The 24,201-nt window shown below is 64.5% G+C and carries 15 protein-coding genes, 1 tRNA gene and 1 pseudogene; 11 read left to right on the top strand and 6 right to left on the bottom strand.

From position 1 onward, the window contains the following. Positions 1–89: 89 nt before the first annotated feature. Positions 90–386 carry a DUF2849 domain-containing protein gene (locus ABIC16_RS15300; protein WP_354291741.1) on the bottom strand — a complete coding sequence of 99 codons (297 nt, stop codon included), beginning with the start codon at positions 384–386 and terminating at the stop codon, positions 90–92. Beyond that, complete coding sequence (gene cobA, locus ABIC16_RS15295) at positions 383–1,183, bottom strand: uroporphyrinogen-III C-methyltransferase (protein ID WP_277969216.1); 801 nt, start codon at positions 1,181–1,183, stop codon at positions 383–385. The genes ABIC16_RS15300 and cobA overlap by 4 nt, the downstream gene beginning before the upstream one ends. A 265-nt stretch (positions 1,184–1,448) precedes the next feature. Here cobA and ABIC16_RS15290 point away from each other — a divergent pair, with 265 nt between their 5' ends. Further along, entirely contained in the window at positions 1,449–2,186 is a 738-nt protein-coding gene (locus ABIC16_RS15290; protein WP_354291740.1) for a hypothetical protein, read from the top strand. Positions 2,187–2,292: 106 nt separating this feature from the next. Here ABIC16_RS15290 and ABIC16_RS15285 read toward each other — a convergent pair whose 3' ends face one another. Further along, positions 2,293–3,729: a protoglobin domain-containing protein gene (locus ABIC16_RS15285; RefSeq protein WP_354291739.1), complete on the bottom strand. Its 1,437-nt coding sequence runs from the start codon at positions 3,727–3,729 to the stop codon at positions 2,293–2,295. A 190-nt stretch (positions 3,730–3,919) separates the two neighbouring features. Continuing rightward, positions 3,920–7,102, bottom strand: coding sequence for a TonB-dependent receptor domain-containing protein (locus tag ABIC16_RS15280; protein WP_354291738.1), 3,183 nt, complete (start codon positions 7,100–7,102; stop codon positions 3,920–3,922). A 305-nt stretch (positions 7,103–7,407) separates the two neighbouring features. Between ABIC16_RS15280 and ABIC16_RS15275 the strand changes: the two are divergent. Both ABIC16_RS15275 and ABIC16_RS15270 read left to right on the top strand, forming a co-directional pair. Then, a pseudogene (locus ABIC16_RS15275) lies at positions 7,408–8,872 on the top strand (FAD-binding oxidoreductase). A gap of 56 nt (positions 8,873–8,928) precedes the next feature. Next, complete coding sequence (locus ABIC16_RS15270; RefSeq protein ID WP_277969221.1) at positions 8,929–9,699, top strand: SapC family protein; 771 nt, start codon at positions 8,929–8,931, stop codon at positions 9,697–9,699. A 304-nt stretch (positions 9,700–10,003) separates the two neighbouring features. Here ABIC16_RS15270 and ABIC16_RS15265 read toward each other — a convergent pair whose 3' ends face one another. Continuing rightward, a complete protein-coding gene (locus ABIC16_RS15265) occupies positions 10,004–10,885 on the bottom strand; it encodes an N-formylglutamate amidohydrolase (protein ID WP_354291737.1) in 882 nt (293 codons plus the stop codon). A 120-nt stretch (positions 10,886–11,005) separates the two neighbouring features. Between ABIC16_RS15265 and cpdR the strand changes: the two genes are divergently transcribed. From cpdR to ABIC16_RS15225, 8 genes are all read left to right on the top strand, one after another. Then, on the top strand, positions 11,006–11,383 hold the full coding sequence (cpdR, locus tag ABIC16_RS15260; RefSeq protein ID WP_277969223.1) for a cell cycle two-component system response regulator CpdR: 378 nt from the start codon (positions 11,006–11,008) through the stop codon (positions 11,381–11,383). Positions 11,384–11,461: 78 nt separating this feature from the next. Beyond that, positions 11,462–11,536, top strand: a tRNA-Val gene (locus ABIC16_RS15255). 303 nt (positions 11,537–11,839) lie between these two features. Further along, positions 11,840–14,872 (top strand): TonB-dependent receptor, encoded by a 3,033-nt coding sequence (locus tag ABIC16_RS15250; RefSeq protein ID WP_354291736.1) that lies wholly within the window; start codon positions 11,840–11,842, stop codon positions 14,870–14,872. Positions 14,873–14,966: 94 nt separating this feature from the next. Continuing rightward, complete coding sequence (locus ABIC16_RS15245) at positions 14,967–16,013, top strand: glycoside hydrolase family 43 protein (RefSeq protein ID WP_354291735.1); 1,047 nt, start codon at positions 14,967–14,969, stop codon at positions 16,011–16,013. 28 nt (positions 16,014–16,041) lie between these two features. After that, the gene (locus ABIC16_RS15240; RefSeq protein WP_354291734.1) at positions 16,042–18,408 is read left to right on the top strand and encodes a GH92 family glycosyl hydrolase; all 2,367 of its coding nucleotides are present in this window, start codon (positions 16,042–16,044) and stop codon (positions 18,406–18,408) included. Positions 18,409–18,433: 25 nt separating this feature from the next. After that, complete coding sequence (locus ABIC16_RS15235) at positions 18,434–19,858, top strand: glycoside hydrolase family 125 protein (RefSeq protein WP_354291733.1); 1,425 nt, start codon at positions 18,434–18,436, stop codon at positions 19,856–19,858. Between the two features lie 55 nt (positions 19,859–19,913). After that, complete coding sequence (locus ABIC16_RS15230) at positions 19,914–22,232, top strand: GH92 family glycosyl hydrolase (RefSeq protein WP_354291732.1); 2,319 nt, start codon at positions 19,914–19,916, stop codon at positions 22,230–22,232. Between the two features lie 210 nt (positions 22,233–22,442). Then, positions 22,443–23,354 carry an ROK family protein gene (locus ABIC16_RS15225; protein WP_277969229.1) on the top strand — a complete coding sequence of 304 codons (912 nt, stop codon included), beginning with the start codon at positions 22,443–22,445 and terminating at the stop codon, positions 23,352–23,354. A 16-nt stretch (positions 23,355–23,370) separates the two neighbouring features. On the opposite strand, the gene ABIC16_RS15220 is transcribed toward ABIC16_RS15225, so the two are convergent. Beyond that, positions 23,371–24,150, bottom strand: coding sequence for an IclR family transcriptional regulator (locus ABIC16_RS15220; protein WP_354291731.1), 780 nt, complete (start codon positions 24,148–24,150; stop codon positions 23,371–23,373). Positions 24,151–24,201 lie beyond the last annotated feature (51 nt).

Raw genomic sequence — 24,201 nt, 5'->3', positions numbered from 1 at the left:
GCGCGAAGCCGCGAAGAAGGAAGGCGATCGATTTGCGCCAAGGCGCAGGGGCATGATTTTGCGCCTTTGCGCCTTTGCGAGATCAGAAATCATATCACCCAGCTTCCAGCGTTCGGGTCGGCGGGCTTGAGCGTCAGGTCGGGCCGCACCGTCGGGCCGAGCGCCCGGACGCGATCCTTGATGTGCGCGGGGCGGGGGCCGTCCGCGGTGACAGTGGCGTCGATCACATAGGGGCCGGTGACATGCCGCGCGGCTTCCTCGACCCGCGCGATGCTCTCGCCCTGGTCGGCGACGTCGCCCGCATCCTCGATATGACGCGACCAGCCATTGCCGGTCCACCAGATCACATCGCCCGTCGGCAAGTCGTTCCCGGTCAGCACTTTCACGCAACAGTCTCCGCTAACGTCCCGGCGATGCGCGCCCAGGACCCCAATTTGTCTTCCGCGTCCGACAGCTCGACCACGTCCCCCACCACGATGATGGCGGGCGAGGCGACGCCCTCACGCTCGACCATCGGGCCGAGATCGGCGAGCAAGGTCCGGATCGCGCGATGCCCTTCCAGTGTCCCGCGTTCGAGCACGGCGACCGGGGTTTCGGGCGCCACGCCATCGCGCATCAACTTGTCGGCAATGTCGGGCGCGGTCACGACGCCCATATAGATGACCAACGTGCGGCCCTTGCCCGCGAGCCCGGACCAATCCTGTTCGGCCAGGCCCTTGCACTGGCCAGCGACGAAGCTGACCGCGCTGGAATGATCGCGGTGCGTGAGCGGGAGCATCGCCTCCGCTGCACAGCCGAGCGCTGCCGATACGCCGGGGATCACCTCGACCGGGAGCCCGGCGGCGCGAACCGCCTCGACTTCCTCGCCACCCCGTCCGAAAATGAACGGATCGCCGCCTTTTAACCGCACAACGACGCTGCCTGCCGTCACATGTGCGACGATCAGCGCATTAATCGCCTCCTGCGGCAGCGTATGCCGCGCGCGCTTCTTGGCGACGGAGATGCGTTGCGCGCCGGCTGGGGCGATATCGAGCACGCGGCGATCGATCAGGCCGTCATGGACGACGACGTCCGCCTGTTTCAGCGCCTCGACCGCGCGGACGGTGAGCAGGCCAGGGTCGCCGGGACCCGCGCCGACGAGAATGACTCGCCCGCGGGCGGTTGGATCTAGGAGGCTTGCCATCGCTGTCAGATGGGCTGAACCAGTCCGCGCGGCAATTCAAGGATGCTTTGGGGGGAGGTAGGCATTCTTTTCCACCACCGCGGCTGTTTGCCTGGCCTGAACGGCGGAAAGCGCCGCGCGCGGGGTTGCGACGGCGGCCATCGAGGCGGCGGCATGGGAAACAGCCCCACCGATACGGCTGCTTGTGACGCGCGGCGTGTGCGCCTAGCAATGACCGGCAATGCGATCGATTTGCAAAGAAACCCCAGTTCCAGGATTTCGTCCGATGCTCACCAAGACTTTCGTGGCGCTCAGCGGAGCGACCCTGTTGCTCGCCGGCTGTGGCAGCAAGACCGCGACCGACGGCAACACCACGACCACTGCCACGACGACTGCGACACCGGCGGCGACGCGCGTGCGCGGCGTGGTCCAGAAGGTCGATGCCAATGCCCTGACGATCCAGGGGTATGACGGTAAGACCTCCGCCGTCCCGATCGACGCCAAGACCGGGTTCGCCTGGGTTGTCGGGTCGAGCCTCGCGACGCTCAAGACGGGCGACTTCATCGGCACCGCGACCACTGGTCCGGATAGCGCGCTGCGCGCGGTCGAAGTGGTGATCTTCCCGGAATCGATGCGCGGTTCGGGTGAGGGGCATTACGGCTGGGACGTTCCCGGTGTCGTCGCCGCATCGGGCGGTTCCAGCGCGGGTAGCAGCGGGATGACCAACGGCACGGTCCAGGAGCAGAGCGGGATGACCAACGGCACCGTTCAGGAACAGAGCGGGATGACCAACGGCACGGTTTCCAGCACAGCCGGGACCGCCGGGGAAACCATGCTGACCGTTTCGTACAAGGGCGGCACCGCGAAGGTGCTGGTCCCCGCCGGAACCCCGATCGTCCGGTTCGAGCCGACGGAGCGTTCGGTCGTGGCGAAGGGGCAGAAGGTGTTCGTCGTCCAGACCGCGGACGCGCCAGGCGCGAAGTTCGTCGCGGTCGGCAAGGACGGCCTCACCCCGCCGATGTAAACGCCCCAAGAACCACCGACGGGGCGCTGACCGAGCCAATCTGGCGCGGGCCAGCGCCCCGATCCGGCGCGTGGATGGTGACGGCGGCGTTAGCGCCGCCGCCGGATCAATGCGTCGTCTGGTAAGACCCTGGGGTCCCGCCGACCCGGAACAGTCCGGTCTGGCGGGTGAGCGATGCCACCTCGTCGGTCAGGTTGCGCGCGGCGGCGGAGGTTTCCTCCACCATTGCGGCGTTTTGCTGCGTGGCCTGTTCCATGCTGCCGACCGCGACGGTGATCTCGGTGATCGCCGAGGACTGGGCGAGATTGTCGGTGACCATGCCCGACAGCCGCGTGTGGACTTCGCCAACATCGGCAGTGATCGCGACAAAGGCGTCATCGACCTTCTCGACCGCATTGACCGCGGTGATGATGTCGGTCTGCGTCAGCGTCAGTTGGTCGCGCGCGCGCTTCGCTTCTTCCTCGGCGCGCATTGCCAGCGCACTGACCAGATCCGCGACGACCGCGAACCCGCGCCCGGCTTCTCCCGCGCGACCCGCTTCGACCGCTGCGTTCATCGCCAGGACGCGAGTCTGGAACGCGATCTTGTCGAGCCCCTCGATCACGTCGTCGATCCCCTTGGCGCTATCCGATACGCGCTGCATCGCCTGTTTGGCTTGCCCGGCGGTGGCGCGTCCGTCCCCGACCGTTGCGATTGCCTGATCGGCGCGTTTGACGGTGTGTCCGGCGGTTTCGGTGCTGGTCTTGATCCGACTGTCGATCTGCATCAGCGCGGCGGACGACTGTTCCAGGCTGGCCGCGTTGCTTTCGGTGCGGCGCGCGAGATCCTGCGATGCGATCGAAATCTCGCCTGAACCCGTGCGGATTGCATCCGCGCTGGCGCCGACCGCGCCGATCGTCGAGCGCATCTTCTCGAGGGTCGCGTTGTAGCTTTTCTCGAGTTCGGCAAAGGACGCTGGCAAACCGCGCAATTCCTGGGTCAGGTCGCCATCGGACATGGTCGTCAGCGCCTTGCCCAGCGCGGCGATCGCCTGGTCGCGTTCGACCTGCGCTTCTTCGAAATAGATCGATACCGACAATTCCATGTCGAGCAGCGCGGCCTTGACCACCGCGATGCTGACCGCGACCGGATCGGGGCCACGGAACAGCGTCAGCAGGCGGCGCCACGGCGACATCGCGCGGTGAAGGTTCCCGATCAGGGATTCGAGGACGAGCGCATAACCGCCGATATACCAGCGGGGCTCAAGGCCGATGCGTGCGTGCACCGACCCGATCCGTCGAACGCTGGTGTAGAAGTCGTCGTTGAAGGAACCGTCGAGGATTCGCCGCCAATGCGCCTCCTGCGCGGCCTTGGCCTTTTTCATGTGCGCGTCGCCGCGGAAGAAGGCGGCGGTCTCCGGCGTGGCGCGCGCACTGTCGTAGAAACGATCGAGTGCCGGGCCGATCAGCCGGGAGACCAGCGGGAGGACACCAGCGAGGGTGGCGCGCTGCTTCTGGTCCATCCCCATGAATGTAAGACGTTCTGCTACAACCTTATTCGACATGCTTGATCTTCCCCGGCGGATGCCCGCCAACACCCGGGCACACTCTCTGTGTTATAGGCGGCGCGAGCAGTGCCGGTCGCCGGGCAGGGGACTTTTGCGGTCAGTGGCGGTGTCGTCCGAGAGGACGCCAAAAAAAAGGGGAGCGATCGTGCGATCGCTCCCCTTCCGAGAGTCGGTTCCGATCAGGCGATCAGAACTTGGCCTTGAACCCCGCATAGAAGCGGCGGCCGATCGGCTCGTAGATGCCCGAGCCACCACCGATGCCGGTCGAACCGAGCGGCGGGATGCGGTTGGTGAGGTTGTCGAGCCCGACGTAGAACTGCGATCCACCCTGGATGTTGAGGGCAAAGCGCGCGTTCATGTAAACGACGTCGGGGTAGTACGGGATGCTGTAGCGATCCGCATTCTGCGGGGCACGACCCTGATAGGCCTTGGTGTCCTCGATGAGGCCGACCGCCATCTTCGAGAGGTAGTTGAACTGATAGTTCATCTCGAACGGACCGAAGCCGGCGTTCAGGTTCCAGAACAGCTTGTCGCGCGGGCTGGGAAGCTCGCCGAGCTGGTTGTCGCCGAAGGTCGGCTGGCTCGGATCGATGAACGCGGCGTTCTCGAACTGGTGCGTGTAGATCAGGACCGAGCTCGCCTTCACGAAGCCGAAGTCATGGTTGTAGCTCAAGTTCACGTCGAGACCGCGCGTGCGCAGGCTGGCGTAGTTGAGCAGCGTCTGCTGAAGGCTGCCTTCGAGGATTTGGAACGGCACTTCGCCGTTCGGCCCGGTCTGACCCGCACCGACACGGGTGAACAGGTTGCAGAACTGGCCGCCGCCGGTCGGGGAATCGTAGCAGCTGTTGGCGATCTGTTGCGCGGTCGGCGCAGTGATCACGTTGGCGACCTTGATGTTGTAGTAATCGACCGACAGCGTGAGCCCGCGCGTGAAGCGCGGCTTCAGGATGATCCCGTAGGTGTAGGAGTCCGACTTCTCCACCTTCAGGTTGGGGTTGCCGCCGCTGTTGATCTCGAGCGACTGTTGGTAAAGGTAGTTATAGTTGGTCGGAATGCCGGCAGCGGCACAGTTCGCCGCGCGGAATTGCGTGCCGGTTGCGATGAAGTTGGCCGAGCACGGATCGTTGAAGTTCGTCGCGAAGTTCTGGCCCTGCGGCGAGTAGAGTTCCGACAGGTTCGGTGCGCGGACGGCGCGGGCGTAGGATGCGCGGAAGCTGATGTCCGGGATCGGCGAATAGTTGCCGCCGAAGTTGTAGGTGTAGGCCGTCCCGGCGCTGCTGTTATAGTCGGAGACACGACCAGCGGCGGTGAAGCTCAGGTCCTCGGCAAAGCGCATGTTCTTCAGGACGGGGATCTGGACTTCGCCATACGCTTCCTTCACCTCGAACGCAGGCGGTGCGAAGGTCGAGAGTGCGTTGTAGAAGGTGTAGCCGCTTTCAACCAGGGGATCCGGCTTGAAGTAGTTGGTCTCGCGACGATACTCGCCACCAACCACGAAGCGGAGCGGGCCGCCCGGCAAGTTGAAGAAGCCGCTCGTGTCGCCGTTGACGAAGCCCGAGATGTCGAGCTGCGTGATCTTGCCGCGCGAGATCGTGTCCTGCAGCACATACTGCTTGGCCGCGTTCGAGATGTTGCCCTTGCCGAACAGGTTGATCGGCTGGCACGCCGCGATGTCGGCGGCGAGGATGGCGGGGTTGCCGCCGATGTCGGTGCCGCCGCGGGCAGCGCTGATTTGCGAACCGCAGACGATCTGGCCGGCGCCGTTACGCTGCGCGTCGAGGCCGAGCAGGAAGCGCTGGACGTTCAGGTTGCCGAGAACCCGCGTGTCTTCGCGGAACTCGCCGTAGTTAGCGGACAGTTCATAGCGCCAGTCGGTGTTGAACTTTCCGCGGATGCCGCCGACGATGCGATAGGTCTGGCGCTTGGACTGCTCCGACCGGACGCCGAGATCGACGAGGTTCTTGCGGACCGTGAAGCGCGTTGCGTCGGTGAGGGTTGCCGGATCGGCGCCACCGGCGACCAGCGCGTTGGTGATCGTCGTGCGGGCCGCTGCGCTCAGATACGGGTTGTCCAGACGCGGACGCTCGAACGTCGAGGTGTCATACCCGGCGAGCGTTGCGCCGGTGATGAACGCCGGCCCCGAACTGCCCTGGCCGTAGGTTTCAGTGCGCGAGTAGGACGCCTCGACGAACGGTACGAGCGCCTCGGAGATTTCGTAATGGCCGACGAGGTTTGCCGAATAGCGATCGAGCGCGGGCTGGATCTGAACCAGCTGGCCTTCACGGTTGGTGTCGCCGTTGCCGCCGACGAACGGCGCGCCGCTCGGCGAGCTGCTGTTGGTGCCAATGCCGACGCGCGTACCGGTCTGCGGGGTCAGCGAGCCATCGGGCTGGAACAGATAGTTGCACGAGAAGCGACGGCCGGTGGCGTCCGCGCCGCAAGCGCCGGTCGGGCTGGCGAAGGTCGCCATGCCGCCCGCTGCGATCGTTCCCGAGCGGATGTCACGGAAGAAGGTGTTGTCCGGGATGCCGTCGAAGTTCGGCAGCGTCTGCCCGGACGCGATCCCTGCGGAGTCGGTGTCGGTGCCGACGAAGGCGTCATTCTGCTGCAGCGCGCGACGGTCCGATGCGTACACGCTGTTCTGGCGCGCATATTCCGCATTGATCGCGATGTTGCCGCGACCCTCGGAGAAGTTCTTGCCGGCGAGCACGCTGCCGAAGAACGAACCGGCGTCGCCATACTGGCTGATGCCGCCCTGAACGCGGGCTTCGAGGCCCTGGTAATTGTCCTTCAACCGGAAGTTGACGATGCCAGAGATGGCGTCCGACCCATAGACGGCGGATTCACCACCGGTCACAAGGTCGATGCTCTCGATCAGGTCCGACGGGATCGTGTTGATGTCGACCGAGACGGCGTTGTTGAGGATGTCCGAACCGACGTGGCGGCGGCCGTTGACCAGCACCAGCGTGCGCTGCGTGCCGAGGCCGCGCAGATCGAGCAGGTTGAGGCCGGCAGTGCCGAGGAAGCGGGTCGAGTTCGCCTGGCTGAACGTGCTCTGCAGCTGGGGCAGAGTGTTGAGCGTGTCACCGATCGAAACGCGCGACGTCGCAAGCAGTGCGGTCGGCGTGATCGTCGTGATCGGGCTGGTCGAGGTCGCGTTGGGGCTGCTGATGCGCGAACCAGTGATGACGATGTCCTGCGGCGCGGCGGCGGTATCGGCCTGCGCGCTGGTGTCGGTGCCGACAGTGGTCGTGGTCTGCGTCTCCGCACGTCCGTCGGCGCTGGTGGCGGTTTGCGCGAAGCCTACGGCCGGGAATGCCGAAAGCGCACTGACGAGCGCCGTCGCCTGCAGAAATCTGTTAAATTTCATGGTAGTTCCCTGTTTACTTGATACTCTTCAGGGCTCGTTAATCGAACGGTTTGGAAAGGTTATGCAACCAGAACTGAACGTATTCGTGGCGATACGGTATCTTTTACAACCATATGTTGCAGAACTGTCACATCACTGACGATGTTGAAATCATTACGAAAGCGTAACGTGCTTTGATGCATTCGAACCGTTCTGGTTCGCCTTTTGGTGATTTTTCGAATGGTTTCTACGAAGCCTGTCCCGATCACGGCCAAACGGTGCGGGTGCGGCTGGCAACCAATGCGGATCGGGTCTAGGAAAACCGCGTGACCGCTGCGCAAACCCGTTTCATCGACGCCGTCCGCGCCCGCTTGGGCGATGCGGCCGTGACCACCGAATCCTTCGACATCGCCCCGTGGCTGACCGACTGGCGCGGTCGCTATCACGGGGCGAGCGCGGCGATCCTGTCGCCGGACAGCACCGCTGGCGTCGCCGCGATCGTCGGGCTGGCGCGTGATCATGGCGTTCCTCTGGTGCCGCAGGGCGGCAACACCTCCATGGTGGGCGGCGCGACGCCGCCGGCGGATGGCTCCGCGCTGATCCTTTCGTTGCGCCGCATGAACCGGATGCGCAGGCTCGATCCCGCGGCTGGGCTTGCTGTCGCTGAGGCGGGAGTGATTCTTCAAGACCTGCATGCCGCGGCGGAAGCGGAGGGGATGCGGTTCCCGTTGACGCTTGGCGCACGCGGAAGCGCCACCGTCGGCGGGCTCGTGTCGACCAATGCGGGCGGCACGCAAGTGCTGCGCTTCGGTCCGATGCGCGCGCTCGTCGCCGGGCTTGAGATCGTCCTGCCCGATGGGCAGGTGCAGGATGGATTGTCCGCGCTCAAGAAAGACAATCGCGGCTACGACCTGACTCAGTTGCTGGTCGGTGCCGAGGGCACGCTGGGGGTGGTAACCGCGGCGACGCTACGGATCGTTCCGGCCGAGGCGGATCGGGCGACCGGCTGGATCGGGGCCGAGAGCCCGCAGGCCGCGTTGACGTTGCTGCGCATGCTGGAGCGGCGTTCGGGCGATGCGATCGAGAGCTTCGAGCTCGTTCCCGGTGAGATCCTCGATCTCGTGCTGAAGCATGTTCCCGGCACGCGGGCTCCGCTTGAAGCCCGCCATCCGTGGCTGGTGCTGATCGATTACGTCACCAAGACCGCGCAGCCAAATGCGCACGATGCGCTGGAGCAACTGCTCACTACGGCGCTGGCGGACGGTCTGGCGCGCGATGCGGTGGTCGCAGCAAGCATGGCGCAGGCGGCGGCATTCTGGCGGTTGCGCGACTCGATTTCGGAAGCCGAACGCGCCGAAGGCCCGACGATTGCGCACGATATTTCGGTCGCGGTCGATGCGATGCCCGACTTTTATGGTGCGCGCGGCGGCGGCGGTAGAGGCGGCGTATCCGGGGGTCCACGCGACCGGGTTCGGGCATCTCGGTGACGGCAACGTCCATTTCCACGTCAACGCGCCCGCGGGATTACAGCATGATCCCGTTGCCGCTGACCGGTGGCAGCGCGAGATCGGCGCCCCCGCCAGCCGGATGGTCTATGATCTGGTCGTGGCGGCGGGCGGGTCGATTTCCGCCGAACATGGCATTGGGCAGATGAAGCGGGACGAGCTGGAACGGCTGTCGTCTCCCGCCCGGATCGCGGCGCTGCGGGCGATCAAGCACGGGCTCGATCCCGACGGGTTGATGAACCCGGGCAAGCTCCTCGCCCTTGCAGAAAACCGAAGCGCACCATAGACGGCGAACCCAAGGCGTGGGGGACCTGCGCGCGACTTTTACCAATGGAGACGATCATGGCCAGCGCGCCGCAAACCCTTCCCCTGTTTTACAATGCGCTCGAGCCGCTTTCCAGCGAGACGCACGCGACCTTCCGGTTCAACGCGGGCGATGCGGCACCGTTTCTGGTCAACCAGCATGCCATTCCCGTCACCGTCGACGAATTCGTCGCGACCCAGCCGTGGTTGCCGATCGTTTTCACCACGGGGGCGGATTCGATCCCGATCGCGCTGATGGGCCTGAACGAGGGCGTCAACGTCTTCGTCGGCGATGACGGCAAGCTGATCGAGGACAAGGTCTACATCCCGGCGTACATCCGCCGCTATCCGTTCATGCTCGCCCGGCTTCGTCCGGATGCGCAGGACCTGTCGCTGTGCTTCGACCCGACCAGCCCGACGATCGGCGCGTTCGACGAAGGCGAGGCGCTGTTCGCCGATGGCAAGCCGACCGAGCTCGTCCAGAACATCCTCGGCTTCAACGAGCAGTTCGAGCAGGCTGGCGCACGCACCGCCAATTTCATGACCGAGCTGCGCGAAATGGACTTGCTGATGGACGGCGAGTTTACGCTCAACATGGCGGGCAACGATCAACCGTTCATCTATCGCGGCTTCCAGATCGTGAACGAAGAGAAACTCAACGATCTGCGCGGCGACCAGCTTCGCAAGATCCAGAAGTCGGGCTTGCTGCCGCTCGTCTATGCGCACCTGTTCTCGCTCACGACTCTGCCGCAGATCTTCGACCGCCAGGTCAAGCTGGGCAAGGCCCCGGCGCCGCAACTGGTAAACTGAGCCGGGCCTGCGGCAAACGCCGCATATGCCCTGCTACCAAGAACCCCGTCGCGCTGCGGCGGGGTTTTTTGTTGTTCTGAAACAATGCCTTATCGGTTTATCGACTGATTTTGCGATGAAAATTGCGGCGGGTGCGCAGATCGCGGCGATTTCGTCTTGAACCCGGAAAACCGCTTACCTATATCGGTCTTACGCGGTTTCGTGTTCCCCCCTTTCGCGGGGCCGCGCGACGCTCCTTCGGGAGTGTCTCCTCCCTGAACCTTGGCCACCGCGTGCACTGCACGCGGTGGTTTTTTTATGTCCTTTATTCCGCCGCGATCGCGTGCGGCGCCGTGATGCGCCCGCTTGCCTCGGCTTCGACCGAATCGATCATCGCGCGAAGCAAGCGCGCGGTTTTGTGCAGGCCGTCACCCGGCAAGTCGCCGGCCGGATCGAGATACAGGGTCCGGTCGAATTCGATCTGGATCGCATGCACGACGCCGCCCTGCGCCTGCGTGTCGAGGATGTGCGCGCCGGCATAGGGCGTGTTGCGGGCGCACGGAATTTCGGCGGCCCGAACGGTGCGTTCGATCGCGTCGACGAAGCGTGCGCCGGCGCTGCGGCCGTGACGATCCCCCAGCACGATCCGCGGGCCGCCAAGGCCGAGGCTGGGCATCGAATGGACGTCGAGCAGCACCGCTATGCCGAAGCGGGCGCGCGCCGCCTGCAGCGCACCGGTCAGCGCCGCATGATAGGGGCGGTAGTCCTGCGTGATTCGCGTTGCGATATCGTCCGCGCCAAACCGCCGCCTCCACAAGTCCCCCGCTCCGGCGACTCGCCGCGGGATCAAGCCGAGCCCGCCGCGCACTTTGGCGGAGGCGATAGGAGTTCCGGTCGCGCGCGCGCCCTCGTCGATTGCCGGATCGCGTTCCTGTTCGTTGCGGTTGAGATCGATCCACGCCCGGGCGCGACGCTGGATCAGCATCGTCTCATCCTTGTGGGCGAGCAGCGCGACCGCATCGACATAGCGGTCCTCGAGCACGGTCACCGCGACGAACGGAACGCGCAACGCGGCCAGCAGCGCGGCTGGATAGTCGCGTCCGGCGTGCGGGACCGATACAATCACCGGACTGGCGGGAATCGTGCCCCCGAAACGGTCGAACGGCGGTCGCAGCGGGGCAGGGGCATGGGGATCGAAAGCGGCCATATTGGCCTATAGTAGCACAGCCCGTGCGGCGATCCGGCTGGAAAATCTTAAGGCCTTCGCGCATACAATACCCCAAATTCGGGCGTTTTGGCCCGACGGAACGTACCAGGACGCAATGGCATGATCAGGATCTTGTTGGCGGAAGACGATCGCGTGATGCGCGAATATCTGACGCGGGCGCTGGAGCGGTCCGGCTATTCGGTCGCGGCGGTCGACCGCGGCACCGCTGCGATTCCACTGTTGCAGGAGGAACGGTTCGACCTGCTGCTGACCGATATCGTGATGCCCGAGATGGACGGGATCGAACTCGCGCAGAAGGCGAGCGAGATGGTGCCCGACCTGCGCGTGATGTTTATCACCGGCTTTGCTGCGGTGACCCTGCGGGCGGGCAAGTCGATGCCGCAGGCGCGCGTCCTGTCCAAGCCGTTCCACCTCCGCGATCTGGTGCTGGAAGTGGACCGGATGTTCGAACTGGAGCGGGTCGGCGGAAATTTCTGATTCGTCGCGAAGGGTGCTTGCGCGACGGGAAAGCCTTCGTTAAAGGCCACCCCTCGCCCGGCAGCGCCGCGGCGACGTGGGCGTGTAGCTCAGTGGTAGAGCACTGTGTTGACATCGCAGGGGTCGCAAGTTCAATCCTTGCCACGCCCACCATTAAAAGCCCGCCAGCTCTTCGAGCTGGCGGGCTTTTTTGTTTCCAGCTCCCGTCTCGAACCGTCTTTACCGGCGCACCTCTGATGCTGATGCCCTGCAGGTTTCGGGCGACGCCGATGTTGCCGTTACCATTCTTGTTAAAGTAACTGCCGTGTAAAATTCCGGTATCCCTCCGGAATTCCCTGAAAATGTTTTAATTGACAAAATGTTTTTATATTTGGATCCTGGGGGCGTCAGGGACGACCCGGACCAACGATAAAGCGACACTTCGATCGCTGGTCCGGCAGGGAGAGGGAAACAGGGATGGCACGGTTTTACGGATCGTCTGCGGAGCAGGCGCGGCTTCTGCGGCATTGGCTGACGTCGGCAAGCGCAATCATCGTCTTCGGGGGAGTAGCTCAGGCGCAGACGGCACCGCCGCCGCCGGTAACGAACGCGCAGCAGCCGACCGCCCCCGCAGACCAGGCGCCCGCACCAGCAGCGGATGGCGCCGCCTCAGGCCAGGAAGTCAGGGTCATCGCCGATGATATCGTCGTCACCGGGTATCGTCGCTCGATCGAAACCAGTCTCGCCCGGAAGCGGGACGCCAACGCCTTCATCGACGTCATCACCGCGGAGGATGTCGGCAAGTTCCCCGACAAGAACGTCGCCGATTCGCTCCAGCGCGTGCCGGGCGTGGTCATCGAGCGCGACGGCGGGGAGGGCAGCCGGGTCAGCATCCGTGGCCTGCAATCCGACCTGACGCTGACCGAGCTCAACGGCAACTTCATCGCGGGTGCGGACACCGGCGACCCGTCGCGGTCGTTCAACTATCTGCTGCTGCCGTCGAACATGATCGGCAGCATCGACGTCTATAAATCGCCCGAAGCGCGGCTCGATGAAGGTGGGGTCGGCGGCACGATCATCCTGCACACCCGCCGTCCGCTCGACCTCAAGCCCTGGTCGGGGTTCGTCTCGGCAGAGGGGACGATCGCCGATGTGACCGAGAAGGTCGAACCGCAAGTGTCGGGCCAGCTTTCCTGGCACAATGCGTCGGGTACGCTGGGGCTTCTGCTCGGCGGGACGTATCAGAAGCGCACCAATCGCGAGATGAACGGCTCGACCGAGAGCTGGCAGTGGTGGACCGACGGCGGGCGCGACGGGATCAAGGCGACCGACGTCAACGGTCGGCCGATCGCCAATGATGCCGCGGTGTCCTATTGGTCGCAGAATCGCGGCGAAACCACGCAGTCTGGCCAGCATTACAACGGCTATTGGGCACCGCAGTCGGTCAACGAATCGATCCTCGTGTCGGAACGCGAGCGAATCGGCGCGCAGGCGACGCTCGAATGGAAGCCGACGGACAATCTGCGGCTGACCGCCAACTATTTCCGCTTCCAGCTCAACAGCGAAACCCGGACGAACGCGCTCAAGATCCCCGAATGGGGGTATGACAACTTCTTTACCGCCGCGAAGTTCGACAAGAGCAACACGGTCCTGCAATCCGCGACCTTCCAGGTGCCGAACGCAGGGACGGGTTGCCTGACGCAGACGCCGATCTGCACGATGGAGACGCCGCAGCTTGCCGGCATCTATTCCAAGGAAAAGGACGTCTCGAACACGTTCGACCTGCATGGCGACTGGTCGCAGGACCGCCTCTCCGTATCGTTCATCGCGGGCAAGACGCGGTCGACCGGTGGACCGTCGCAGCAGTTCCAGGTCGCGGCCAAGCCGCGCCTGACCGGCACGGTGACGCAGAACGGCAATTTCCTGAGCTCCTACAATTATAGTGGTGGCGGCTTGGCGATGGCGTTCTCGCCGGAACTGCAACAGAATTTGATGAACGGCATCGCGCAGATCGATACCGGCTCGACGGGATCGGGCTTCACCAACAGTTCGATCGAGCAGAAATACGGACAGGTCGACGTCACGCGCAAATTCGGCGGCGTGCTCGAGGCGATCCAGGTCGGCGCGAAATGGCGCGACGGCAAGATCACGCGGCGGACGGGCGAACTCAACTGGTATGCCGATCCGGCTACGCTGTTGCGGTTCCAGGACACGGCGCAGGGTGCGGTCGCGCAGCCGTCGTTTTTCTATGATCAGCCGATCAGCAATATCCCGGGTGGGTTCACCGCGACGTCCTTTCCGGGCGTCAACCTCGATAACTACCTTGGGTATCTGAACAAGACCTATGGCAATGCGGTCACCGTGCCGCAGCCGCAGAACCTGTACCAGATCAAGGAACGGATCTGGGCGGGCTATGTCGAGGCGAACTTCAAGGCCGGGCCGGTGCGCGGAAACATCGGCGTGCGCATCGCCAATACCAAGCAGTCGGGCACGTCGACCGACACGATCTATCGCGAGATCGATTATTGCCGCGACGGACCCGGCGGTCCGTTCAGCCCTGCGCCGATCGGCGCGGACGGGAATTGCCAAGTATTGCCGCAGAGCCAGCGCGAAATCCGCGAATTCAGCCCGAACAATGAGTCGAAGAGCTACACCGACGTCCTGCCGAGCTTCAACATCTCGTGGGACGTGACCAGCAACGTGCTGCTGCGCGGTGCCGTATCGAAGGTCGTCGCGCGTCCGGCGTTCAACGATCTGGCGGCGGCGCGCTCGCTCACCTTCAACTCCGATGCCTATACGTATGACCGCAATCAGTTCGGCGAAGTTGCGGGCTGGTCTGGCAATGGCGGCAACTTCGGCCTGAAACCCTTCTCGGCTTGGGCCTATGACCTAGGTGCGGAATGGTATTTCCATCGTGGATCGGTGATCGGCGCTGCTCTTTTCCGCAAGGATGTGAAGAACTTCGTGGTCCCGCTGGTGCTCGACCTGACTCAGACGGTGCAGGGCCAGCAAGTCCTGGTGCGGCAATATTCGACCCAGGCGAACGGCGCCAGCGCGGTATCGGAGGGCGTCGAGCTCTACGCCCAGCATACGCTGGACTTCGGGCTTGGGGCGCAGGTGAACTTCACCTACAACCATACCTCGACCGCGGACGTCTCACTCAACGGTACCAAGATCGGCACGTCGCCGCTGGTCGGCAGCGCCAAGACGCAGTGGAACGCTTCGGTCTTCTATGAAAAGCACGGCGTGTTGCTGCGCGCGTCGTACAACCGCAAGGGCGAGCAGGTCGGCGGAATCGTCTCCGGCCTGAACATCTATTCCGATCCGTACGAACAGGTCGATCTGAACGGTCAGTATAATCTGACCGATCATATCTCGCTGACTGCGTCCGTGATCAACTTGACCAAGTCCGAGCAGCGCGCGCATCTCGGGAACGATACGAGCGCACGGTATTATTCGAGCCAATATACCGGGCGGCGTTTCTACACCGGCGTGCAGTGGACTTTCTGAGACGGCGTACCCCTCCCCGAGTACGCCGCGCGGCACCGTCTCCCCCAGGCGGTGCCGCGCCATTTTCCGATCCGGGAGCAAGGATGATGTGCCCATGAACAGGTTGGGACTGGCCGCGCTGGCCGCAGTGGCGATTGCCGTTCCGGTCGCGGCGCGCAATCCGATCGTTCCGGGCTGGTATGCCGACCCCGAGATCCGGGTGTTCGGTGACCGGTACTGGATCTACCCGACCTACTCCGACGACGCCGGAAAGCCCGACGTATCGCCGCATTTTACCCCCGAACAGGTAAAGTTGCGCCGGCAGCATACCGTGCGGCCGTCCTACCTTCAGCAGACCTTCTTCAACGCCTTTTCCTCGCCCGATCTGGTCCATTGGACCAAGCACAGCCATGTGCTCGATGTCGCCAACGTGGCGTGGGCTGGCTATGCGGTGTGGGCACCCTCGGCGATCGCGCACAAGGGCCGCTATTACCTGTTCTTCGGCGCGAACGACATTCAGAGCGACGCCGAACACGGCGGGATCGGGGTAGCGGTGGCGGACCGGCCGGGCGGGCCGTTCAAGGATGCGATCGGCAAGCCGCTGATCGGGGCATTCCACAACAAGGCGCAGCCGATCGATCCGTTCGTCTATCGCGACGACGACGGGCAGGTGTATCTCTATTACGGCGGCTGGAAGCAGTGCAACGTCGTCCGCCTGAGCGACGACCTGCGCAGCGTGCGGCCCTTCGCGGACGGCACGACCTACAAGGACATTACGCCCCCCGGCTATGTCGAGGGCTCGTTCGTCATCAAGCGCAAGGGTATCTATTATCTGATGTGGTCCGAGGGCGCTTGGACCGGCTCGGACTATCGCGTCGCCTACGCAACGGGAAAGAGCCCGACCGGCCCGTTTACGCCCAAAGGCACGATCCTCGCGGAAGATTCGCGGATCGCGCGCGGGGCAGGGCATCATTCGGTGGTCAAGGTGCCGGGCACCGACGAATGGTACATCGTCTATCACCGCCGTCCGCTTGGCGACGATAAGGGCGAGCATCGCCAGATCGCGATCGATCGCATGACCTTTGCTGCGGACGGGACGATCAAGCCGGTCGTGCTGACCAATAGCGGTGCTCCTCTGCGCCCGATTGTGCGGCGGAAATGATCGATCCGCATTTTCCGGGAGACCTGACGTGAAGATCCGATTTGCCGCATCCGCCGGGCGCAGCCTTGCGTTGCTCGCCGTCACCAGCCTCGGCCTGCCTGCGCCGCTTCTTTTCGCGCCCGCGATGGCGCAACAGCGGGGAGAAGCGGCGGAATCGCTCGCCGATCTGGTCAACCCGTTGATGGGGACCGATTCCACCTACGAACTGTCCTACGGCAACACCTATCCCGCGGTCGCAGTGCCGTGGGGAATGAACTTCTGGACCCCGGTGACCGGCAAGCCCGGCAGCGGCTGGGGCTATATGTACCATGATTTCAAGATCAACGGATTGAAGCAGACGCATCAGCCGAGCCCGTGGATGAACGATTACGCTGCCTTCTCGCTGTTCGCGGAAACCGGCCCGCTCAAGATCAAGGAAGACGAGCGCGCGAGCTGGTACAGCCACAAGGCGGAGACGAGCCACCCGTACAATTACAAGGTCTATCTCGCGGATTATGACGTCACCGCCGAGGTGACGCCGACCAACCGCGCCGCGCAATTCCGCTTCACCTTCCCCAAGAGCGACGACGCGCACATTCTGCTCGACGGGCTGGCGGGCGGGTCGATGGTCAAGATCGACGCGGCCAACCGGCGGATCACCGGCTATGTCCGCAACAACCACGGCGGCGTGCCCGACAATTTCCACAATTACTTCGTCGCGCAGTTCGACCACGACTTCAGCGTCAGCCGGACCTGGGACGATAATTGGCAGATCGGCGCGGACACCACGCGCGAAGGCGGCCATGTCGGCGCGGTCGTCAGCTTCAAGACGCGTGACGGCGAGCAGGTCGGCGTCAAGGTCGCTTCGTCCTTCATCAGCGCGGAACAGGCGCAGCGCAATCTCGACAGCGAAGTCGGCCGCGACAGCTTCGCCGCGACCGAAGCCAAGGCGAAGGCCGCGTGGGAGAAGGAACTCGGAATCATCCGGGTGAGCGACCCCAGTCTCGACAACAAGCGCACCTTCTATTCGGCGATGTACCGGATGCTGCTGTTCCCGCGGCAGTTCCACGAGATCGATGCGCGCGGCACGATGGTCCATTACAGCCCGTATGACGGCAAGGTCCACGACGGGCCGATGTATACCGACAACGGCTTCTGGGACACGTGGCGCGCGGTCTTCCCGTATTTCGCGCTGGTCCGGCCCGAGCTCGACGGCCAGATCATGCAGGGGCTGGCGAACGCGTACAAGGAAGGCGGTTGGCTCCCGGAGTGGATGAGCCCGGGGCAGCGCGACGTGATGATCGGGTCCAACTCGGCGAACATCATCGCCGACGCCTATCTGGAAGGCGTGCGCGGGTTCGACGTCGAGACGCTGTACGAGGCGATGGTCAAGAACGCGACCACCTCGGAAGGGCGACCGAAGGACAAGAAGGGCAATGTCGTCACCGCGGTCGGCCGCGAAGGCGTCGAATGGTATAACAAGCTCGGCTATGTGCCCTATGACGTTGGCATCAACGAGAGCGCCGCGCGCACACTTGAATATGCCACCGCCGACTTCTCCCTGTCGCGCCTTGCCGCTGCGCTAGGCAAGACCGAGGATGCCCAGAAATACGCCGCGCGGGCGCAGAATTACCGCAAGCTCTACGACGCGCAATCCGGCTGGATGCGCGGACGGAACAAGGACGGCAGCTGGATGCAGCCGTTCAACCCGTTCGCTTGGGGCGATGCCTTCACCGAGGGGAATGCGCTGCATTACAGCTTCTCGGCGATGCAGGACGTGCAGGGTCTGATCGATCTGCAAGGCGGCGATCGCGCGTTCACCGACAAGCTCGATTCGATCTTTACGCTGCCGCCGGTGTTCGACGACAGCTATTACGGATCGGTGATCCATGAGACGCGCGAGATGCAGATCGTCAACATGGGCCAATATGCGCACGGCAATCAGCCGATCCAGCACATGACCTATCTGTACGACTGGGCCGGACAGCCGTGGAAGACGCAAGGTCACGTTCGCAACGTGATGGCGAAGCTCTATTCGGCAACGCCGGACGGCTATCCGGGCGACGAGGACAATGGCCAGACGTCGGCCTGGTACGTCTTCTCCGCGATGGGCTTCTATCCGGTGACTCCGACGGTCGGCCAATATGCCATCGGCAGCCCGCTGTTCCGATCGGTCCGCCTGACCATGCCGGGTGGCAAGGTGCTGACGATCGAGGCGCCCAACAACGGGCCGAAGAACGTTTACATCCAGTCGGTGACGCTGAACGGCAAGCCGCACGACAAGCCGTGGCTGTCGCGCGCTGCATTACAGGCAGGCGGGACGCTGCGGTTCGTGATGGGGTCGACCCCCAACACGCGCTGGGGCACCGCCAAGGCGAACGCGCCTTTCTCGATGAGCGCGCCGGTCGCGCGCTGACCTGACAACGGAACGGGAGACTGGCATGAATCGTCGAGACATCATCGCGGGCGCAGGCGCGCTTGCGGTTGCAGCGGCGGTCCCCGCCCGTGCGGCGACGGCTGGTTACGGATCGAAGCGGCCGCCGGTCAGCGCGCGCCGTTTCACCAGCAAGGCGGTCGAGGCCGAGATCCGTGCGGTCAAGGCGCGGATCGCCGACCCCGAACTCGCCTGGATGTTCGAGAATTGCTACCCGAACACGCTCGACACGACGGTCAAGCTTTCGACGATCGACGGCAAACCCGACGCGTTCGTCATCACCGGGGACATCGACGCTTTGTGGCTGCGCGACAGTTCGGCGCAGATGCAGACCTACGTCCACCTTGCCCCGCGCGATGCCGATCTGCGCCGGGTGTTCCACGGGCTGATCCAGCGGCAGGCGCGCTGCATCCTGATCGATTCCTACGCCAATGCCTTCATGGAGGATCCGACCGCGAAATCGACGCTCGGCGCGGTGTCCGACAAGACCGAGATGAAGCCGGGCGTAGCGGAGCGGAAGTGGGAGATCGACTCGCTCTGCTATCCGATGCGGCTGGCGCATTCCTATTGGACCGCGACGCGCGACAAAGCCCCGTTCGACGCGCTGTGGGCGCAGGCGATGGCGCGCGCGGTCGCCACCTTCCGCGAACAGCAGCGCAAGGACGGACCGGGGCCTTACCATTTCCAGCGCGTCGACCCATCGCCGACCGAGACGCTGATGCTCGGCGGCTATGGCGCGCCGACGCGTAAGGTCGGGCTGATCCATTCGATGTTCCGTCCGTCGGACGACGCGACGGTGCTGCCGTTCTTGATCCCCTCCAACCTGTTCGCGGTCTCCGCGCTGCGGATGCTGGCGCAGGTCCACCAGGAAGCGCGTGGTGATGCCGCGGCGGCGCGGGACTGTCTCGCGCTTGCCGCGGAAGTCGAGGCGGCCCTTGTCGCGCATGGCCGGATGTCGGACGGGCAGGGCGGAACGATCTGGGCATATGAGGCGGATGGTTTCGGCAGCACGCTGTTCATGGATGACGCCAACGTCCCGAGCCTGTGCGGCCTTGCGTTGCTTGGCGCCGCGGACCGTGCGGACCCGTTGTTCCGCCGGACAGCGGCGCAGGCGTGGAGCCCGCGCAACCCGTTCTTCTTCGAAGGCAGCGCCGCGCAGGGCATTGGCGGGCCGCACATCGGGCTCGACATGATCTGGCCGATGTCGATCATGGTCCATGCGCGCAACAGCGACGACGATGCGGTGGTCCGGCAATGCCTGCGCTGGCTGAAAACCACGCATGCGGGCACCGGCTTCATGCATGAGAGCTTCCACAAGGACGACCCCACCAAATTCACGCGACCGTGGTTCGCCTGGGCCAACGGACTGTTCGGTGAGCTGATCCTCGACACCCTGCGGCGCAAGCCCGCGCTGTTGGCCGAGCGGCCTTAGAACGGGCGCATCGGATGCGGTTGCAAAACATGAAACTGTTTCGAGGAATCTGGATATGTTGACCGCCAATCGTCGCCAGTTGCTTGGCGGGGCTGGGCTGAGCGCGCTTGCGGCGGCCATCCCCGGCGGGGCGTACGCGCGCCCCGCGGCAGGCAAGCCCGACCTGTTCATCGGGACCGGTGGGCATGGCCATACCTATCCCGGCGCCGTGTTGCCCTTCGGCATGGTGCAGATCGGGCCGGACACCGACAACAGCCGCTGGGATTCCTGCTCGGGGTACCACAAGGGCGACTCCTCGATCATGGGGTTCAGCCACACCCATTTGTCGGGCACCGGGATCGGCGACATGCTCGACGTGCTGGTCGTTCCCGCGCGGGGGCCGTTGAAACTCCAGCCCGGATCGCTCGAGCAGCCCGAGACGGGCTATCGTCAGCATTATGCCGATGAAGTTGCCGAGCCCGGCTATTATCGCGTCCAGCTTGCCAACGGCGTGGCCGCGGAACTAACCGCGACCGAGCGGACCGGACTGCATCGCTACCGCTTTCCGGCGGGCCCGGGCCATATCCTGATCGACTTCGCGCATCGGACGATCGATTCGTGGGACAAGGGCGTGGTGATCGACCAGGCGTCGCTCGCGCTGGAAGAAGACGGGACACTGACCGGAAGCCGGAGTGTCCACCGTTGGGCGAAGGGTCGACGGATCCATTTCGCGCTCAAACTTTCTCGCAAGCCGGACCGAGTCGCGTTCTTTGGGGACGGGGATGCGGCGGCGCCCGCGGGTGCGCGGAGCGTCGCGGGCAACCAGTTGAAGGTCGCGCTGTTCTTCGACGAGGCGGGTGGGGCGCCGATCCTGATCAAGACCGGGATTTCCGCGGTCGACGTGGCCGGGGCCAAGGGGGCGCTCGCGGCCGAAGCGCCGGGCTGGCCGTTCGACACGGCACGGCGCGCCGCACGCGCGCGTTGGGCGAAGCAGCTCGGCTGCGTCCGCGCCGAGGGCGGGACACCGGCGCAGCGCACCATCCTCGCCAGTGCGCTCTACCATTGTTTCCTTTCGCCGACGCTCTTCACCGATCATGACGGCCGGTATGTCGGCATGGATCGTGCGGTGCATCAGGCCCCGGCGGACTCGCCCGCGTTCAGCACCTATTCGACCTGGGATACCTATCGCGCGTTCCATCCGCTGCTGACGCTGATCCAGCCCGAACGCGCCACGATGTTCGCGCGCGACCTGATCCGCCAGACGCAGCAAAGCCCATATGGGCCGCCCGTCTGGCAATTGCAGGGCGTCGAGACCGGCACGATGATCGGCTGGCATTCGGTCGTGATCCTGGCGGAGGCGCACGCCAAGGGGGTCAAGGCGGACTACGCCGCCGCCTGGCCCAACATCCGGCGTCGCGCCTTCGACCGCGCCTTTGCGGATACCGACGCATCGCTGGGGCGGGGCTATTATTACGATCTGGGCTATGTTCCGGCGGACAAGATCTGGGAATCCGTCAGTCGCACGCAAGAATATGCATATGACGACTGGGCGATGGCCGCGCTGGCGGATGCCGCGGGCGCGAGCGACGATGCGGCTGCGCTGCGGCGGCGGAGCGGGAATTATCGCAACGTGCTCGATCCAACGATCGGTTTCGCCCGGCCGCGCTTTGCCGACGGCAGCTGGTGGCAGGACTATGATCCGATCCAGCTCGGCCATGCCCCTGACAAGTACCGCGATTATACCGAGACCAACGGGTGGCAGGCGACCGTCCTCAACCAGCATGACATCTACGGGCTGATCGCGCATTTTGGCGGCGATGCTGCGTTCGAGCGCAAGCTGGATGCGCTGTTCACCGCGCCCTCGACCCTGCCCAGGAACGCGCCGCCCGACATCAGTGGCCTGCTGGGGCAATATGCGCATGGCAACGAGCCCGACCAGCACGCCGCCTATCTGTACGCCTACGCCGGTGCACCTTGGAAAACCCAGGCGATGGTCCGGCGGCTGCTGACCGAAATGTACAAGGATGATCCGGACGGCGTGATCGGCAACGACGATTGCGGGCAGACCAGCGCGTGGTTCGTGCTGAGCGCACTCGGCTTCTATCCGGTCGATCCGGTCAGCGCCGTGTATGTGTTGGGATCGCCGCTGTTCGATCGGGTAGAGGTCGACGTGGCGCCGGGCCGTACATTGCGGGTTGTCGCGCGCGGCAATGCGGCGGACCGGCCGTACGTGCAGTCGGTCCAGTGGAACGGACGGCCATGGAGTCGCAACTGGATCGCGCATGCGGATCTGGTCAAGGGCGGCACACTGACTTTCGAAATGGGTGCCACGCCATCGCGCTTCGGGGCCGCGAAGGAAGACCGTCCGCCGTCCTTTGGACGCATACCGATTTAAGTACTCCATCGAGGACGGTGCCAACTGCTGCGTTTGGTAACCGCTTCGCCCTTCCGGAGGATTGAATTAGGTAAGTTGGTTAATTAAACAGAGGTATCGTTTTGGTATTCAGGCCACTCAAGTGTGAACAGGTTACGGAATTCATATGCAGGTAGCGTTTACGATCCAGGTTTCCGCGCGAGCGATGGAAGCGTGACGGTTCCGGCGGGAATGTCGACGCTCAGGGCTGGCATTGAACTTGGCGGGACCAAGTGTGTCTGCACCTTGGCACAGGCAACCGGCGAGATCGTCGACCAGTCTACCGTTCCGACCCGGCATCCGGACGAAACCCTCCCTGCGATCGTCGCGACGCTAGAGCGCTGGTCGGCCACCTCCGGCTTCGGGGCGTTGGGAATTGCTTCGTTCGGGCCGATCGAACTCAACGCCGCGTCCCCCCGTTTCGGACAGATTGGCGCGACCACCAAGCCGGGCTGGCGCGGGACCGACGTCCGCGCGATCTTGTCCGAACGGTTCGACGTGCCGGTCGGGTTCGATACCGACGTCAATGGGGCGGCGCTGGCCGAAATGGCGTGGGGGTGTGCGCAGGGGTTGGCGGACTTTGCGTATGTCACGGTCGGCACCGGTGTCGGGGTCGGTCTGGTCGTCCATGGATTGCCGACCCGTGGGATCGGGCATAGCGAATTGGGGCATATCCGCGTGCCGCGGCTCGCGGGCGATACCGTCCCGAGCTTTTGCCATTTCCACGATGATTGCGTCGAAGGACTGGCTTCCGGATCCGCGCTGGCGTTGCGATTGGGCGGCCGCGCGACGGGCGATCTGGCCGAGGACGATCCGGTCTGGGTTCCGGTCATCCACACGATCGCGGTCATGTGTCATACGATCGTCTGCACGACCGGACCGCACCGGATCGCGATCGGGGGTGGCGTGGTGACCGGGCAGCCGCATCTGCTCGAACGGATCGAGGCGGCGTTGGTCGCCAGCCTCAATGGGTACATGACCTTGCCCGAGGACGGCCCGTACATCATCGCGCCGGCGCTGGGGGACAAGGCGGGTCCGCTCGGGTCGATCGCAGTCGCCAATCTTGCAGCGACCACCGCGACCCGGTCGCTCGCAATGGCGTAATCGCAGCGGGATTGCCTTACAGTCGCTCGTCGTTCTGGACGAGCTGATCGGCGATCTGGCGTGCCGCGGCGAGCGCCATGTCCGCGACGTCCTTGGCGGGATGCAGCGGCTGGCGGCGTTCCAGATACGGGACGGTGAGCGCGGCGGCGGCGGCGTTGCCGCGCAGGATCGGGACCGAAATGTCGGTCACGCCGGCAATCAGCGGGCTGGGGCGTTGCTCCAGTCCAGCCTCGCGGACGTCCTTGGCCAGAGCACGGAAGGCTGCGAGCGCGTCCGGCGATAGCGACGGTTCGAACAGCGTCTCCCAGCGGTCCCGCACGGCTTCGCTCTGGAAGGCGTACAGCACTGCCCCCGAGGCGGTGGAGGGGAGGGCGCGGCGGTAGCCGACCCGAACCGAGAAGCCGAGGTGGTCGCCCGATTCGACGCGCGCCACGACCACCATCTCGCCGCGGCTGTGCAGCGCGAGATGGCACGATTCACCACTGTCCTGAACCAGTTGCCGCATCACCGGCAGCGCCAGTTCGACCAGATTACGAGTCCGCGGCTGCCGCATCCCCAGCGAGAACAGCCGATCGGTCAGCCGGAACCCCTCGGACCCCGGATCCTGTTCGATATAGCCGCGAAACTGGAGCACCTGCACCATCCGGTGCAATTCCCCGCGCGACCGGTCGAGCCGGTCGGCGATCGCGGAGAACGGCATCGGATCGCGCGCGTCGGCAAGCAACTCGAGGATATCGAGCCCCTTTTCCAGGGCAGGCGCCTTGTACCGGCGTGCCTCGTCTGCTGCGTCGTCCATGATCGTTCCCGGTTTGCCCGTGGCAGGGCGCGACTTTAGCGTAGCGTGGCG

Origin of the sequence: Sphingomonas sp. PvP055, from assembly GCF_040546365.1 — a bacterium.
GTDB classification, from domain to species: domain Bacteria; phylum Pseudomonadota; class Alphaproteobacteria; order Sphingomonadales; family Sphingomonadaceae; genus Sphingomonas; species Sphingomonas echinoides_A.
The sequence above is the reverse complement of the archived record's forward strand: the minus strand, read 5'-3'. Positions and strand labels throughout refer to the sequence as shown.

What these genes read in the sequence shown, in the direction of transcription:
- cobA (WP_277969216.1), bottom strand. Translation starts at nt 1,183, where the DNA reads ATGGCAAGCCTCCTAGATCCAACCGCCCGCGGGCGAGTCATTCTCGTC.
- ABIC16_RS15290 (WP_354291740.1), top strand. Translation starts at nt 1,449, where the DNA reads ATGCTCACCAAGACTTTCGTGGCGCTCAGCGGAGCGACCCTGTTGCTC.
- ABIC16_RS15285 (WP_354291739.1), bottom strand. Translation starts at nt 3,729, where the DNA reads ATGTCGAATAAGGTTGTAGCAGAACGTCTTACATTCATGGGGATGGAC.
- ABIC16_RS15280 (WP_354291738.1), bottom strand. Translation starts at nt 7,102, where the DNA reads ATGAAATTTAACAGATTTCTGCAGGCGACGGCGCTCGTCAGTGCGCTT.
- ABIC16_RS15270 (WP_277969221.1), top strand. Translation starts at nt 8,929, where the DNA reads ATGGCCAGCGCGCCGCAAACCCTTCCCCTGTTTTACAATGCGCTCGAG.
- ABIC16_RS15265 (WP_354291737.1), bottom strand. Translation starts at nt 10,885, where the DNA reads ATGGCCGCTTTCGATCCCCATGCCCCTGCCCCGCTGCGACCGCCGTTC.
- cpdR (WP_277969223.1), top strand. Translation starts at nt 11,006, where the DNA reads ATGATCAGGATCTTGTTGGCGGAAGACGATCGCGTGATGCGCGAATAT.
- ABIC16_RS15250 (WP_354291736.1), top strand. Translation starts at nt 11,840, where the DNA reads ATGGCACGGTTTTACGGATCGTCTGCGGAGCAGGCGCGGCTTCTGCGG.
- ABIC16_RS15245 (WP_354291735.1), top strand. Translation starts at nt 14,967, where the DNA reads ATGAACAGGTTGGGACTGGCCGCGCTGGCCGCAGTGGCGATTGCCGTT.
- ABIC16_RS15235 (WP_354291733.1), top strand. Translation starts at nt 18,434, where the DNA reads ATGAATCGTCGAGACATCATCGCGGGCGCAGGCGCGCTTGCGGTTGCA.
- ABIC16_RS15230 (WP_354291732.1), top strand. Translation starts at nt 19,914, where the DNA reads ATGTTGACCGCCAATCGTCGCCAGTTGCTTGGCGGGGCTGGGCTGAGC.
- ABIC16_RS15225 (WP_277969229.1), top strand. Translation starts at nt 22,443, where the DNA reads ATGTCGACGCTCAGGGCTGGCATTGAACTTGGCGGGACCAAGTGTGTC.
- ABIC16_RS15220 (WP_354291731.1), bottom strand. Translation starts at nt 24,150, where the DNA reads ATGGACGACGCAGCAGACGAGGCACGCCGGTACAAGGCGCCTGCCCTG.